Source organism: Ensifer sp. Root142 (assembly GCF_001426785.1).
Lineage (GTDB): Bacteria > Pseudomonadota > Alphaproteobacteria > Rhizobiales > Rhizobiaceae > Ensifer > Ensifer canadensis.
In genome coordinates this window covers 423,064-436,073 of record NZ_LMFK01000001.1, presented here as the reverse complement: position 1 = coordinate 436,073, position 13,010 = coordinate 423,064, and the positions used below count along the sequence as shown (strand labels likewise).

The following is a 13,010-nucleotide window of genomic DNA, read 5'->3' as shown; positions in this document are numbered from 1 at the left end:
GAAGCCCCTGATACTCCAGCAGCTCCTGCCACTGTTCGTCGGTGATCTCCATAGCGGCATCAGGAATAGCGCAATCTGGATTTGGTTCACTTCCTGTCACCACCTCAATACCGTCGACAACCTCGACGATGTTCCGCATGCGCCCGCCGTGCACCTGGCTGTTGAAAAAAGCCAGCGGCTTGCCGTCGCTGTCGGTCAATACGAAGTACGCCATAATCACCTCCCGAATGCCATAAATTCAACGCGCGCGGCCGAGTTAGCATGCGGCGTGCCATTCGGCCGGTTGACAACCACGTTAAATGATCCGGGCGATTTACTTCCGTGAAGCGCCGGTTGCGCCTGAATATTGGCATCCCCGTTACACACGATGACGACGTACATGTTCTGCGGGAAAGACAGCGGCATCGATATGGTTGCGAAGCCATTGGGGTCAGTGTTTATGACCGCCGTAGCCATTTGATGGATAAAGAAGTTGGGGGCAGGATACCGCACCCAAACGGCGGTTGAGCTTGATCCGGTCGCTATGTCGTTGTTCATCCAAAACTTGCCGAGCTGCGAAGCGTCAACTTGCGCCGTCAATCCCTGCACACCATCCCAGCCGATATTAACCTTGTTCCCCCCTTGGCCGCTACCGCCGCCTTGCTGGACCGGAGTGAAGCCGAGGGCCGCTTGCGCTGCGAGAATTGCCCGAACTGCGGCGGCGTCGGTCTTGTCGAGGAACGTCTTGGCGAAGTCCGTGACGGTGAACATCTCCATTACGGTAGCGCTCAACCCGCGCGGAACCTTGCCCGCGCCGAGCTGCGCAGAAATTGCTGCCAAGGCCGACAGCGACGCATTATCGAGCCGCTGCAGATAGGTCGACAGCGCTTGCGCGTTCGCAACCGTCTGCTGGCCATAGGCCGTGTCGCGCTGGATCCAGTATCCCTGCCCTTCCCCGGTTGCGCCGCGCCACGGCTTGGCAAGCGTCAGCTGCGTGTTGCTGTCGATGCTGAGGATCGGGATAGGGTTTCCGTCGCTACCGTCAAGGCCGAAGAGGCCGCCGTTTAGAACGGACGTGGCCCACGCGGTTCCGGCACCCGTGACCACGGCGTTGCCATTGGCCACGGAAACCGTGCCCGTTACATAGGGGATGGACATGTCTGGATTTTCCTAAGCTGGAACGCCGAAGATGTAGTAGCGGATGCCGATAGGCGCGTAAGCGCCGGAGGTCCGCCAGGTGCCGGGGCTATCGCTGCGATTGTAGTAGTCGCCGACATTGCCCGCGAAGGTGTGGAACCGGGCGTTGTTCGCCGTCAGCTCGCAATAGGTGCTTTCGCCGGCGTGAGATTGGTTGAAGTTGTAGACGTATCGCAGACGTTTGACGAACGGGAGGCGCCACAACGCACCCCACGACATGGGGAGGTTGTTTTGCCCAAGGCTCGCGCCACTTCCGGCGCCATGATGTGTGAGGTATTTCACCATCGGGAACATGCCCGCCCCGTCAAACGGGATATCGGTGATCACGTCGTTGCCGGCAGACACGTTGAAATAGCCTTGCGCGAGGATCTGCACCTGCGGCCAGCGGGTATCAATGACGATATCGGCCCAGCTCGGCGGGTCTGCGGAACCAGGGCGAAGGAACTGGACCACATCCCGCGCACCATCGTTGAACTGCCGAAGTACCTTGTTCGAGCCGCCCGTCGGCGGGCTGGTGTCCTCCAAATAGAGCATAAAGCGGGCGCGCATTGCCTTGCTGGCTTCGAAGTAGATCTTGGTGCCGTCGAACCAGTACTCCGCGCCGAAATCGAGGACCTGCGGGTTCGACGGATACATGATCGTCGCGCTGTCGTAGAAGTGTACATCGAGCACGACTGTGTCGGGCAAGGGAATGCCGGTCTCGTAGAAGCTCACTCCGGCTGGAAGAGCGATGTCAGCTGCAGCAATGACCTTCACCGGCAACTTGGAAGCATCAAAGGCCATCTGCTGAACGCTGGCAGCATCGACGTTGTAGCCAGGCTTGGCGATCCTCAACTCGGTTGATGAGATCTTGATAGTCTTGGTCCCGTTCGGCGCCAAAACGGGGGCGTCATCCGGCGCGATGTTGTTCCCCGGCAAATTCCAGACGTTCAACCGCTTGTCCCGCGATCGGAATTTGTTGAACGCATCAATTCCGTCATTCGGCGTGACGATGATCGGCGTGCCGTATGCGAAGTTCCCCAGATTGTTGTTGAGAACCATGTTTTCCGCCCATCCGATTTGAGCGTAATTTCCCACGGCGTAGTAGCCGCCCTGACCGTGGTAATACTCACCGCTATCGGTCCAGGCGACCATCTGTTGATTGTAGCGGTTGCTCCCACCGCCCTTCTTGGCTTTCACGTCAAACAGCGGGACATTGTAGCGTAGGGTCGGAAACGCTGAGTTTCGAAGTCCCCAAAACGTGCCCTGCGCAGTGGTGACAGACATGTACGTGAACGTCGCGGAATTGCTTCCCGGAGGATAGTAGGAGGGACCGCTACCAGCCTGGAACGTGTTCACCAGCCATATGTCACACAAGCTCGCTTGAATGCCGAGTTTGCTGTTGTAGAGGAACTTCCAGCGCTGGCTATCCGGCGTGGTGCGCGGATCGTCGGCATCGTTCTTCATGATCTTGATGCAGGCGGCATCCGTCGAGTCGATGCCAATCATCGTGCGAACCATCAGCTATAAAACTCCAGGGTGCCGGCATTAAGGTTGAAGTCGACCTTGTTGTTGTAGGCAAGAAACCGTCCGGCGCGGATCAAGCCCGCGTTGAGAACGTTCAGGCGAAGTTCGCCATTCTCGAAGACAAACGGCAGGTATGCCGAGTTTCCGGGGTTCCAGACAACGAACTGATCGGCCTTCACGGCAAAGCGCGATTTCAGGACGGCGTTCTCGGTGTAGATCTCGACATAGAAACCGCTGTCCTTGAACTGGTCGCTCAGGTTGGCACGCAGCATCACCGAGAACCGGGCATTGACGCCCGATTGATCGGCTGCCGCCTCGAACTTCACCAGGCCGCCGGCGAACCGGCCGTTTACATCCGCGCTGACGCCCGTGATGCTGTTCGCCAGCGCGCTGTCTTGTGTCGCACGGGTGTTTTCCTCGGTAACCAGCCGAGCAAGGTTCGTGCCTACCTTCGAGTCAAGCGAGACAATACGACTGCTCAATGCCTCGTCGGCCGTGGCGCGGGCTGTCTCTTCCGTGATCAGGCGGGCCAGGTTGCTGCCAACCGTGGCGGTCAATGCTGTGTAGAGCTGCGCTAACGCCTCATCTGCCGAGACGCGCACCCTCTGCTCCACGACGATCTGCGCGAACGCCTCGCCGACCGCTGCCTTCAGCTCCTGCCGCTTGATCTCGCCTACAGCACCATCGAGCGAAAACGCTGACGTCAGTTCTTCCAGCCGCTGCCACACGCCGTTGAACTCGCCCTGCAGCTCTTCGAAACGGTCCCTGACGTCGTCGCGTACCTGCCCAAGTCCAACCTGCAGCGTGAGTGCACCCGTGACGGTCGAAGTCGTTCGCCACGCCGTGAAATTTCGCAGCCGATCGGGCATGGTCGTAATCGTTGCCCGCGCCACATAGGCCTTCTCGGAAAGAATGTTCTTCGTCGTTCGGTACCGCCCCAATTCCGGCTCGGCACTCTGATCGGTAAAATCCTCGAGAGTGCCCTCGACCCGATAATTGAAAATCACCGACGTGATCGTCGGATCGTCCGGAGGGGTCCACACGAACTCCAACGCCGGCACGTCATAGCCGTTTCCGCCGGCGATCATGCCGGCGTAAACGTCAAAGCCCTGCACCGTGAACAGCTGCGACGGATTGATCGGCGGCACAGGCGGAATGACGATCGGCCCAGGCGCGATATCGCCATCGTCGTAAATGTCGGCGCCGGCCTCCCCGAGGATCAGCGTCACCTCGAAGGCTTCCGAGAGCTGCCACTCCATCACCATCCAGGTCTTACCCTCGAAGGTGACCCACTCGCCTTCCTGAACAGCGAAGCCAACGCGTCGGCTGACGGGCACGGTAGCCGTGCCGCCATTGCGGTTCTGGCGATAGCGGATGTTGAGCAGGTACTGCGCAATGTCCGGATCATGCACCTGCAGGAAGTCGTTCGACGTCTGGCGCGCACGCTTGTCGGCGGCGACGTCGGCATTGACGACAATCGTCTTCAGGCTCTCCGGATTCCACATCGCTTCCGGAGAAGTGAACTGGCCGGAGAGATGATTGAACAGGGCGAATGCCGATTTGCGCAGCTGTTTCTGCTTGGCCCGCTTTACCGGGATATCGGTTGGCGTGATTTCCAGCACCGGGATCTGCGGCGCGCCGACGATGACACCCGACAGACCGCGCCGGTTGATGGCGTAGCCAGCCATGGCGTCGTCGAACGCGGAAAGGGCTTCCGTATGATCGGTATCGCTGTCGACCCAGAGCGAGCACTGATAGGTCGGCTTACCCTTGCGCAGCGTGCGGCAGTAGTTGATCGCCGCAAAATACGACGGCAGATCCAGCTGACCCAGCGACTTGCCCTCGCCAACGATCGTGCGGCCAGAGCGCAGACCACGGAGGCCGAGCTGGTAGTTCAGCCGGTGGATCGCTGGCACAAGCGTGTGCACCCACGTCGACGGATCATCAATGCGTTGCGGACCCGCGCCGCCAGCGACGGTCGAGTCCTTCGTCGGATCGTACTCGCGCAGGCCGCGCAGCACGAACTCGATATCCGGACGTCCCTTGCCGGCGTCGCGAAAGAACTGCAAATGATAGTAGAGTTCGACGACGACATAGCAGAGCCCGCTCAGACGGCTCGTAGCCTTCCATGTGTTGCCGAGACCCGCAGTCACGTCGACGAGACGCTGGTCGACGCCCTGCCCCGGCCGGCCGTCATAGAAACGGATGGAGACGGAACTGTTGCCGTCGCCGTCGATGAAGCCCTCTACGCCATAGCGCGCGACCTCGTTGCCGATCGTTGCCTGGGCGACAAGATTGTGTTTCTGGCCGTACATATAGACGTAGGGCTCAAGCCCATCGCACCAGCCGCTCGCCAGAACGAAAACATGGGCGTTCAGTTTGTTGCCTTTGTCCCACTTTGCATAAAAGACGCGGTGCCCCTTCGTCTTTCCGGTGCCATAGAGCGTGCCCGCCGGCACGTCTCCGCCCATCTGCACCTGCCCCTGAACGGCGGTGAACTTCTGCTTGTTCTGCTGGCTCTGCTTGACCTTGGCGAAGGCGAACTTCGCGCCAAAGGCGAGCGCGCCGCCGACGATCTTGCCAACCAGGGCAGAGCCGAACAGCGTGCCGATCGCGGCGCCGATACCTGTGAAAATTGCCATGGAAAGTTATCCGAGATGGAACGTAGCGATGACGTCGGAAAGGCCGTGATCTGATCGGCCCCTCTCGGTTTTGGTGATGAAGCGCAGGCCAAGGCAGATGCCGACATGCTCGGCGCCATCAGGGAGACGAAGTATGACGAGATCCCCGAAGCGGGCCGAGGCGCCACCCGCGGGCTCCTGCCCCAGCTCGGTTGCGAAGAAGTCGACGAGGCTCGAAAATCTGCGACGCCGCAGTGCACGTTGTGCACCTGATAGCGTTCGGTATGCCCCGTGATACTTCTCGACGAGGGAGGTGCCGTGCAGGGCGTCCGCCATGGCGCAACCAAGGTGGAAACAATCGGCCGGGCCATAGGCATAGGGGGTCGATAGCTCACGCGTCAGCGTGGTCTCGACAATGCGAAAGCGATTCATGATTACCTCGAAACCTGTCCCCACTCTTCGGGAATGGTGCCGACCGTCGCCACATATTCGAGGCCCGTGTCGGTTTCGTCATTGTCAAACTGCTGCTCAGCAAGGCTGCGCTTGACCAGCGTTTGCCCGCGTGCCGAGCGGCCCGGCGGCTGCAGCTCGATCGTCAGCGACAGTGTGTGCGTGCCTGTGTCGTCGGCCGCGCCAGTGTCATAGGTCACGTTGTCAATTTCATAGATGCTCGACGCCAGCACGCCGATGACCTGGTCGGAGTTCGGCGCACCTACCAGGTGCGTGACGATCACTGGCGCATTCGGATAATCATACTGCTCAACGACAGCCATCGCGTCGGCCGGGTCTGTAACCGGGATGTTCGAAAACCGGATTGTCCGACTGGTCACCGAAGCGCCGAGGGCGCTGCGCATCTCACCTTGTTGCAGGTAGCGGTTCGGCAGGTATGTGATGCCGTTATACGCAAAGGGGCGCCCGCCGCGATGGTATCCGACCGGATCTCGGCCAGGCAAGTCAAAGCGGATCAGATCGATGCGAGAGATATCGCCGCTTTCAAGCGCGGCGATGACAGCGGGATCAAGGATACTCATGAGAAGAATACCTCAGTCGCGGTGAACGAGGGCGAGCGGTTGGCCCAAGACTTCTTGCCGTCGTAGCTACCGGGGTCGATTTGCATAGTGCACGACGGCTTCTCGAAATGGACCGTGGAAGACGTGTTGAAGACGCCGGTATCCAGGCGGTATCGAATCGACAAAGTTGCGACGCCGCCGGCGTTTGCAGTTGCAGGTGCGATGACCCGGTGCAGTGAACGAACAAGCGGACTTTTCCTGATTTCGACATAGTCGCCACGGGATAACTGGAAGCCAGCCGGAAGACCTGACACTACGATCGTGACGGGGTTTGTGATCGTTTGCAGAACCGCATCACCGCTGAATGCCCCGCCCCCAGCTTTGCTGCCTGAAAGCGGAAAACCGTTGTCGTGGGCGATGGGTCGTGGGCGGAAAACATCGTGTGCCAGAAACGTCTGCCCGTTATCGTCGAGTTGCATCATGAAAGCGTCCATGACGCCGAACTCAGGACGCAGCAGCGGGCGCGTCACATAGCCGGCAACCCAATACGGCGTCCCGAACGTTTGGCTCTCCGTGCGGCGCCCTTCCATCTGATCGCTGCTGCGGGGTTGAATTGGGTCGAACCTGCATTCGACCCACTCCTTCCTCCCATCGCCGAAAATCGGAAGCAAAATTGGATCAGGCATCAGTAAGCCTCGCCGCCGTTTTCATACTGATTCCGTTTGCCCTGCTCGTACGCCCGGAGGTTCTCGATGGTCACATTCTCGCTCTCCGAACGGATCGTAGGTCGGAACATCGGACCCTCCTCACCAATGACGCGAAGCACGACCTGCGTTGGCTGCGACTGAGTGGTAGGGGTGCTCGACGGTGCAACGTTCGTGTTCGCGGCACCATGCACGCGGTGGTTCGGGATAACCTGCTCGCCACCTTTGAACCGGACGAGCTCGGGCCCCTTCTCGCCGACCCAGGCAACGCCCGGGCGAGCCGAAGACGTGCCGCTCGCGTAACCGCGGAGTCCGGCCCACGGGTCGACGGCGGTCTTACCGCCACCGAACAGACCACCGAGCAGGCCAAGCAGGCCGCCACCACCGGCGCCCTTCCCGGCGTTGCCAACCTGAAACACGGCATCGATAACATCGGTCAGCAGCTTGTCGGCGATCCGGTCGAGCACGCCCAACGCCGCGTCGCCGAACGATTCCCAGACCGACTTCCCGCGCTCAAGCCCGGCGAAGAAGTCGTCGAAGAAACTATGGGTGAGCATCTTCGAGAACTCGATCGCCTCGCCCATACGAACGGTCTCGGCCTCGACCGAGGCCATGACCTGGGCAAGGGCAGACAGTTCGCTCTTCTGGGCGTCGGTGAGCGAGATGCCGCGTTGCTGCGCTTCGTTCAGGAACTGGGTTTCGTAGCGGAGAGCCGCAGCGGCTTCCGCCGTCAAGCCGAGGGAGTCGCGCTCCGCCTCGAGCGCGGCGATCTGACGTTCGGCGCCCTTCACGATGTCGTCGTATTTTTCGAGGTCGCTCTTACCGGCCCGCTTCTTCGACTTGTCGTCGACGGTCCCTATCCACTTAGCAAGATCCTTGACCTTGTCGGCCGCCGTCGAAGCATAACCGCCAATGGCTTCAATGCCCTTGCCGATATAGTCGGTGCCTTGGGCTGAGTTGTAGGCATCCTGCGCCGCGCGCATCACTGCGCCGGCGGCCTCAGGGTGCGGGTTCTTGGGCCGATCAAATTTGACAGGTGGGATGATGAAGTCATTGTAGTTCTTAAGGGGCTGCCCAATGGACTCCATCCAAAGGGCATATTCGTTGATCAAGTTGTTGAGGCCATCAATCGCTTTCTGCACCATGCTTTCGATGCCGCCAATGACCCGGTCGGCAGTCGAATAAACAAAATCAGCGATAGCTTCTGGCAACTTCCCCCATACAGCTTTGATTGCCTGATAGCCGCCAATGAACGCGCCAATGACCGCGTTCACGCCGTTCTTGGCGTCCGCCACGATATCCCGCCCAAATATCTGCGTGAGCTCATCGCGGAACACGTTCGCGGCCGCTACCGCCGCTGCAATTCCAGCGACGAATGCCACGACTGGGTTCGCCAGCGCGAAGGCACCGGCGACGATTCCCAGTTGGACGACCAAGCGGCCGAGGAGCGCGATCAACGATACGATGCCGCCAACAATCGCCGGCGCGTAGATCAACGTCAGCGCCGCCGCTGCCGCCACCGCATATGGCGCGATCGGTTCGAGCACATCCGCGAGGGCAGTCAATGCGGACTCGGCGAGCATTGACCAATTCACGTACTGCAGAAGCGCGGCGACGAGAGCGATGACGCCGATGGTGACCAGGCTGACTGGGGAAATGACCGACAGAAAAGCCTGGCCAAGCCCCTTCACCGGGTTCTCCATCGTCGAGAGCACCGCCGCCAGCTGAGTGCCCTGCTGCAACGCGATTTGCATTGGCCCCATACCCATCTGGGCGGAGACCGCGATGTCCTGAAACTGCGCGGCAATGTTCGCCATGTTGCCGCGACCGGCCGCGCCGCCATTCTGGTTCGCTGCGCGGTTCATCATCTCGATTTGCTTCGATGCTGACGCCGCAGCGGCCCCTTCTGTCGCATAAGCCTTTGCAGCAGCACTCGCAGCGCCGGTAGCTCCCCGGTTGGCGCCCGTCAGGCCGTTAGCCGCAGCTTCTGCGCGGGCAGCAGCCCCTGTCAGTTGATTGAGTGCTTGCGTCCCCTTCTCAACGGAGCCGCTTTCAACCTTCAATCCCAGCGTGGCGACATCGGCCATGGCTTTTCCTTTTCGTCGAACGTGCGCTATCGTCCCGCCGTTTCAATCGGAGGATGATTCATGCGCAGCTATGTGATTGCAGTTGTTGCACTGCTCGCGTTCCCGGCTTCCGCCCAGGAGCCGGATGTGAATGAGTTCCGCGCGGTTTTGGACGCGGCTTTTGGCAAGATGGCAGTCGCGTATCTTTGCAGAGACGAGATCGGCATTTCTCATTATCAAGCCGCGCGGATAGGTGCAGAAGGCGCAGCGATTCAGATCGGCATGCCCCGCGACGAAGCGGTCCTCGCCGTCGACAAGATGGACAAGAAATTCAAGGCTGACACCCGGACCGAGAATCCGAAAGCTGACGCCGGTAGCTGTTTCGGCAAACTAAACGAGTTTTCCCATGAACTGGACGTCGCGATTGCCAAGGTCAGGACCGGGAAATAACAAAAACCGTCCTCTACGAAGACGGCACCAAGGAAGAGTTCAAGTAGAAGGCCCGCAGAGACGACATTTGCCCACAGGCGCGTAATCCAGGGAAATAGCGATGGCGGATAGCTACGAACAGTTGCGGAAAAAGCCCAAAGACACTTTGGTCCGCGAGTACGATGGGATTGCCCAGAGCACGCAACTCGGTCTGAACTTTTATCGGGATGAGATAGCTCGACGCGACGCCGAAGAGCAGAGCCAGCTCATTCTCAGCTTCACGAAGCAGATGCGAGACATGACGATTGCCATCACCGTGATGACGGGTGTTGTCGTGGTGCTAACGATCGTCAACGTTTATCTGGTGTGGCCGAAATGAGCGAGACAAGTGACGAACCCGACATCGAAGTCGCCCTCGCCTCCTACATGGCCGAGGAGAACGTCGTCCGCGCTGAAGCGCTGCGCCGGATCGTGCGCGACTGGCTGCTTGGACATGGGTACTTGCCTATCACTCCCGCCACTCTTGATTTGACGAGTTAAGATCGGTGAACACCTGTTTTAATCAGGGATCTGGCTTCTCAAGCAGTTGGTCATTCTTCTGGTACAAGCGGTCGATCAAATAATAGAGCCCATGGCACGTCGTCACGAAGAGATGCGCTATGATGAGAGAGCACACGATTATTAAAGCGGCGTGTAGCATCTCCAGAGACGAGACTACGTAGGGGCCAGCTACTGGAATTTCACTTACCCTGCTGATCAACTTGCCGTCCGCCGCTGCCGCCACAATGAGCAGAATCGAGCCTATGGAGATTATCAGGGAAACAAATGACAGGTACCCGAACAACGAGCAAACGTACTGTCGCCGAGTAAGGTCTTCAGAGCGGCCATCTGTAGCGATGCGTTTGATCGGCCCAACGACAATGACTTCATCAAGATCACCAATTGAAGAACTGAAACTAGCGACACCAACCAACGCGGCGATATAGAAGCCGGTAAGAACCGCCGAAAAACTCCCTATTCTGTCCAGGAAGCCCTTGTCGCCAAAAAAATTCGCTTCAGCAAAGATGAAAGGCGCGCTTATCAATGCAGTCAAGAGCACGACCGTGAGAGCATTTCTCCTAAACAACTTGCGCCCATGCTCGTCAGTCAGTCTCAAGTACCCCAGAGGGTACGATAAGACGTTCATGAATCCCTCCTATGACTTGGCGATTGCCAGTCCTTTCTCGACAACTTCATCGACTATATCGATGCTACATGCAGGTAGTGATGCCTTGAACGAAGCCCGCTCAGAACGGACAAAAAGGATTTCCTTGGCCTCGTCGTCTTTATCAATTTTGACAGTTCGATTGCGCTGATCGTCCAGATCAATATCAACCTTGAAGTCCGACCAACCATCGCCCCGCGCTTTCTGCACGAGGTTGGCAAATACGCTTTTCCAATTCTTTCCGTTGATTTCACCTGTCACGCGGAGTCGGAGGACCTCTTGTTCTGGTTTAAAGAGCCCGTCCGCGTCTACAAAATCGGGTTTAGCAGGCCTAACCAAGGTCACGAAATTTACATGCCCCTTGCTGAGGGCATTGGACATTGTTTCTGACGGAACACCTTCAGGCTTAAAGGTACAATAGGTCTCAATGGGCTTTTTCGCCCGGAGGAATTCATATGGATACTCCTTCAGCGCGTCCGCAATGAGCCGCCTAATTACCGCCATGCTTATGCCGGGGATTTCTTCAAGGGTGGCCCGGTACACCCCATTTCCGGTCGTATCAGTCGAAATCACAAGGTGAGCGGAAATCGACTGCTCCTCATCCGCATCTTTCACAGCTTGGCGTATCGTTACCTTTTTCCCGGCCTGCTGCCTGGCTTTCTTTCGGTACGTTGGTTCAGCCGCATTAGGGCTCGCTCTATGGATCAGCACGACGAGCGCGCCGGCCTTCGGCTTTACCTCCATGAGTTCAACAATGTCGCCATTCGTTTGGACTTCGAGGGCTTTCTCAGCGGCAATATGTTTTTGGACCGCGTCAAACACGCTGTACTGTTTGGTATTACCAGTGAGAGGCAAGAACGGTGCGCCGATGTGGCGCGGCGCGAAACGAAACTCGTATTTGCGGAAGAACCGCGAATGCTTTTCTAAGAACAAGATTTACCCTCCGAATCCCAGGGGATCTAATCGGAGGATTTCACCTATGTCGAGTCAGTTGTGCTAGTTCGATTTAACCCCGTGGCGTTGTATTGGAGGAATCATGTGAATCTAACATCAATTAGCAGCGGGGGGATTCTTCTCGCCTCCTGATCGCCTCGGTTTCGCGCTCGATTTCCAAGCAAAAACTCGCATCCATGGCCCTCACGATACCAATCTCCTCCCGACGGATGATGTTTCCTGTGACCTGGCACCAAGCCATCAATTCTAGGTTCGATACCGGTACCGGCCCAGAGAACCCCGGCGGCTGTGACTGCCGGAGTTCCCAGAACCAATCCCAGATAAAGGCGCCGTGGTCCGGCACTTCGGCATCCGGGCTTTCCGTCTCGAACGCCTCGTTGCGCTCGCGCCTCGTCTCGCCATCCTTGTCACGGACGCTGTCGTAACGAGCAACGACAGCGACTGCCTCGGCTAGGGCTTCGCCGAGCTCTTCGTAAAATTTGCCCGATCCTCCGAGGTTGCCGCGATCTGGTCGTAGATCCAACCGGCTTCTTCCAGCACCTCGCGCACCTGCTCAAAGGTACATTCCGGCTTGGCTCCTTTCCAATCATGGTCACCCCAGTCCCAGGAGGCGACAGATGCGGCGGCCTTGTCGAGATATTCAGCCTCGACCTTGCTGGACGTCAGCTTCTTCTTGCGACTGGCAAGGAACTTGTCGCTGTGCTGGCGAACGACACGCTTTACAGCGTCGCTCTCGGCCGAGCGGATCATGAAGCGAATGCCGATGAGCTCGTCGGTGTCCGGGCCGGTGAGCTTCAGTTCGAAAAGATCTTCGGAATTGACGAGCTTGGAAATGTCCATGTTTTCACCTCAGATTACGGGATGGGGGTCGGATTGACGCGGATCGGTAGCTGGTTGAGGCCGATCGTGAAGCGTTCGAGTTCGAAGTCGTCAGAGCCGCCGCCCGGGTAGAGCGGGCCAGAAACAACGCCGCGGCTGTAGAAGATGGTATTCGTCTTGCCGGCGCCGCCGTCGTTGCGCTCGATCTTGATTGCCATGTTATCGAGGTTCAGCGGATCGCCGAATGTGCGCAGGATCATCTGACCGGCATCGTCGAAGACCGAAGCGACTTCTATCTGCGGATCACCTGCATTCGCCGTGCCCTTCTGCTTCTGAGTCACCGGCTCGTCGAGCGTGTTGTAGCTATTCATCGTGCTGTCGGCGCCGAAATCACCGACATTGCCAACCTTGCCAACCTGCACCCAGGTCAACCCTACAAAGGCGGACTGGATGAGATCGGTATTCTGGGCGAGCGCGCAAACATAGACCTTGCTGCCCTTCTTCGTTGCCTTGTTTGCCAT

15 protein-coding genes are annotated in these 13,010 nt (G+C 58.5%); 3 read left to right on the top strand and 12 right to left on the bottom strand.

All coding sequences use genetic code 11. From position 1 onward, the window contains the following. Positions 1-216: 216 nt before the first annotated feature. The 7 genes from ASD52_RS39650 to ASD52_RS02090 are packed head-to-tail and all read right to left on the bottom strand — an operon-like array spanning position 217 to position 9,104. On the bottom strand, positions 217-1,137 hold the full coding sequence (locus ASD52_RS39650; RefSeq protein WP_244497404.1) for a hypothetical protein: 921 nt from the start codon (positions 1,135-1,137) through the stop codon (positions 217-219). Between the two features lie 12 nt (positions 1,138-1,149). Further along, positions 1,150-2,676 (bottom strand): hypothetical protein, encoded by a 1,527-nt coding sequence (locus ASD52_RS02115; RefSeq protein WP_057222774.1) that lies wholly within the window; start codon positions 2,674-2,676, stop codon positions 1,150-1,152. Beyond that, positions 2,676-5,324 carry a DUF1983 domain-containing protein gene (locus ASD52_RS02110; protein WP_057222773.1) on the bottom strand — a complete coding sequence of 883 codons (2,649 nt, stop codon included), beginning with the start codon at positions 5,322-5,324 and terminating at the stop codon, positions 2,676-2,678. The genes ASD52_RS02115 and ASD52_RS02110 overlap by 1 nt, the downstream gene beginning before the upstream one ends. Positions 5,325-5,330: 6 nt before the next feature. Further along, positions 5,331-5,735, bottom strand: coding sequence for a hypothetical protein (locus tag ASD52_RS02105; protein WP_057222772.1), 405 nt, complete (start codon positions 5,733-5,735; stop codon positions 5,331-5,333). Positions 5,736-5,737: 2 nt separating this feature from the next. Then, entirely contained in the window at positions 5,738-6,334 is a 597-nt protein-coding gene (locus ASD52_RS02100) for a DUF2163 domain-containing protein (protein ID WP_057222771.1), read from the bottom strand. After that, complete coding sequence (locus ASD52_RS02095) at positions 6,331-6,999, bottom strand: hypothetical protein (protein ID WP_057222770.1); 669 nt, start codon at positions 6,997-6,999, stop codon at positions 6,331-6,333. The genes ASD52_RS02100 and ASD52_RS02095 overlap by 4 nt, the downstream gene beginning before the upstream one ends. After that, positions 6,999-9,104, bottom strand: coding sequence for a phage tail length tape measure family protein (locus ASD52_RS02090; protein WP_057222769.1), 2,106 nt, complete (start codon positions 9,102-9,104; stop codon positions 6,999-7,001). Before ASD52_RS02090 ends, ASD52_RS02095 begins: the two co-directional genes overlap by 1 nt. 60 nt (positions 9,105-9,164) lie before the next feature. On the opposite strand from ASD52_RS02090, the gene ASD52_RS02085 reads away from it, so the two are divergent. From ASD52_RS02085 to ASD52_RS39030, 3 genes are all read left to right on the top strand, one after another. Continuing rightward, on the top strand, positions 9,165-9,533 hold the full coding sequence (locus ASD52_RS02085) for a hypothetical protein (protein ID WP_057222768.1): 369 nt from the start codon (positions 9,165-9,167) through the stop codon (positions 9,531-9,533). Between the two features lie 100 nt (positions 9,534-9,633). Then, entirely contained in the window at positions 9,634-9,891 is a 258-nt protein-coding gene (locus ASD52_RS02080; protein ID WP_057222767.1) for a hypothetical protein, read from the top strand. Beyond that, positions 9,888-10,052, top strand: a complete 165-nt coding sequence (locus ASD52_RS39030) for a hypothetical protein (RefSeq protein WP_162254143.1) — start codon at positions 9,888-9,890, stop codon at positions 10,050-10,052. Before ASD52_RS02080 ends, ASD52_RS39030 begins: the two co-directional genes overlap by 4 nt. A gap of 22 nt (positions 10,053-10,074) precedes the next feature. Here ASD52_RS39030 and ASD52_RS02075 read toward each other — a convergent pair whose 3' ends face one another. The 5 genes from ASD52_RS02075 to ASD52_RS02055 form a co-directional block, all read right to left on the bottom strand. After that, on the bottom strand, positions 10,075-10,698 hold the full coding sequence (locus ASD52_RS02075) for a hypothetical protein (protein WP_057222766.1): 624 nt from the start codon (positions 10,696-10,698) through the stop codon (positions 10,075-10,077). Positions 10,699-10,707: 9 nt separating this feature from the next. Continuing rightward, on the bottom strand, positions 10,708-11,649 hold the full coding sequence (locus ASD52_RS02070; protein WP_057222765.1) for a hypothetical protein: 942 nt from the start codon (positions 11,647-11,649) through the stop codon (positions 10,708-10,710). A 121-nt stretch (positions 11,650-11,770) separates the two neighbouring features. Beyond that, entirely contained in the window at positions 11,771-12,013 is a 243-nt protein-coding gene (locus ASD52_RS40690; RefSeq protein ID WP_057222764.1) for a hypothetical protein, read from the bottom strand. Between the two features lie 107 nt (positions 12,014-12,120). Next, positions 12,121-12,510 carry a hypothetical protein gene (locus tag ASD52_RS02060; RefSeq protein WP_057222763.1) on the bottom strand — a complete coding sequence of 130 codons (390 nt, stop codon included), beginning with the start codon at positions 12,508-12,510 and terminating at the stop codon, positions 12,121-12,123. A 14-nt stretch (positions 12,511-12,524) separates the two neighbouring features. Then, positions 12,525-13,010: a hypothetical protein gene (locus ASD52_RS02055; protein WP_025426953.1), complete on the bottom strand. Its 486-nt coding sequence runs from the start codon at positions 13,008-13,010 to the stop codon at positions 12,525-12,527.

Coding starts and splice junctions, on each gene's coding strand:
- ASD52_RS39650 (WP_244497404.1), bottom strand. CDS start 1,137: ATGTCCATCCCCTATGTAACGGGCACGGTTTCCGTGGCCAATGGCAAC.
- ASD52_RS02115 (WP_057222774.1), bottom strand. CDS start 2,676: ATGGTTCGCACGATGATTGGCATCGACTCGACGGATGCCGCCTGCATC.
- ASD52_RS02110 (WP_057222773.1), bottom strand. CDS start 5,324: ATGGCAATTTTCACAGGTATCGGCGCCGCGATCGGCACGCTGTTCGGC.
- ASD52_RS02105 (WP_057222772.1), bottom strand. CDS start 5,735: ATGAATCGCTTTCGCATTGTCGAGACCACGCTGACGCGTGAGCTATCG.
- ASD52_RS02100 (WP_057222771.1), bottom strand. CDS start 6,334: ATGAGTATCCTTGATCCCGCTGTCATCGCCGCGCTTGAAAGCGGCGAT.
- ASD52_RS02095 (WP_057222770.1), bottom strand. CDS start 6,999: ATGCCTGATCCAATTTTGCTTCCGATTTTCGGCGATGGGAGGAAGGAG.
- ASD52_RS02090 (WP_057222769.1), bottom strand. CDS start 9,104: ATGGCCGATGTCGCCACGCTGGGATTGAAGGTTGAAAGCGGCTCCGTT.
- ASD52_RS02085 (WP_057222768.1), top strand. CDS start 9,165: ATGCGCAGCTATGTGATTGCAGTTGTTGCACTGCTCGCGTTCCCGGCT.
- ASD52_RS02080 (WP_057222767.1), top strand. CDS start 9,634: ATGGCGGATAGCTACGAACAGTTGCGGAAAAAGCCCAAAGACACTTTG.
- ASD52_RS39030 (WP_162254143.1), top strand. CDS start 9,888: ATGAGCGAGACAAGTGACGAACCCGACATCGAAGTCGCCCTCGCCTCC.
- ASD52_RS02075 (WP_057222766.1), bottom strand. CDS start 10,698: ATGAACGTCTTATCGTACCCTCTGGGGTACTTGAGACTGACTGACGAG.
- ASD52_RS02060 (WP_057222763.1), bottom strand. CDS start 12,510: ATGGACATTTCCAAGCTCGTCAATTCCGAAGATCTTTTCGAACTGAAG.
- ASD52_RS02055 (WP_025426953.1), bottom strand. CDS start 13,010: ATGGCAAACAAGGCAACGAAGAAGGGCAGCAAGGTCTATGTTTGCGCG.